Source organism: Lyngbya aestuarii BL J, from assembly GCF_000478195.2.
GTDB classification, from domain to species: Bacteria; Cyanobacteriota; Cyanobacteriia; order Cyanobacteriales; family Microcoleaceae; genus Capilliphycus; species Capilliphycus aestuarii.
On sequence record NZ_AUZM01000257.1, the window covers coordinates 1 to 945 of the forward strand.

Annotated in this window: 1 protein-coding gene; it reads left to right on the plus strand. The window is 38.0% G+C overall.

All coding sequences use genetic code 11. The features are described from left to right. The coding region (locus M595_RS31420) for a GumC family protein (RefSeq protein WP_023069909.1) at positions 1-945 on the plus strand (945 nt) is incomplete at both ends.

The window sequence follows — 945 nt, forward strand, 5'->3', positions numbered from 1 at the left end:
ATGGTTCGATTATCAGTAAATTATCTATTTTTAGACAAGGAGAAACAAAAATATTAAATATTCGTTATAAAGACTCTAATCCAGAGCGGGTGAAATTTGTACTCGATCAATTAGCAATTGGTTATTTAAGATATTCTCTCCAAGAACAACAAACAAATCTCCGTCAAGGATTACTCTTTGTAGATGAACAATTACCCGAATTAATCAATCGAGTGGATACCTTACAAGCCAGACTCGAACGATTTCGACAACAATATAATTTTATCGATCCGCAAACTCAAGCCCAAAAATTATCCGCTCAAGCTGAAAATTTATCGGCTGAAAAGTTTGAAACTCAAAAACAATTAGTTGAAGTTCAAACCCGCTACTCAATATTACAACAAGATGAAGGAGCAATTGCTGTTTTAAATTCTTCGGCAAACTATCAACAATTAATCGGTCAAATCCGACAAATTGAAACCCTAATTGCCTTAGAATCTACCCGCTACCGTTCTAACAGCGCTCCAATCAAAAACCTACTCAACCAACGCCAAAACTTAATGCCTTTACTGAGTCAAGAAGCTCAACAAGTTTTAGGCTCTCAAGTCGCTGCTGTCACCAATGAACTATTATTATTACAAGTTCGTTTAAATGCTATTTCTCAAGCCGAAACCCAAGTCAATCGTCAACTTGAACAAATGCCGACTTTAGACCGTCAATATACTGATTTACAACGGGATTTAACCATTGCAACCAACAGTCTCAATCGCTTTTTAGAAAAACGAGAATCTCTACAAATTGAAGGCGCTCAAACAGAAGTTCCCTGGCAAGTTCTATCTCCTCCCGCTCGTCCGGGTGCGCCTGCGGACAATTTAATCAATCAAATTATGACGGGTATTTTTGGCGGTTTAGCAGCCGGAGTAGCAGTGGCATTTCTCCTCGAACGTTTAGATAATGTATACTACT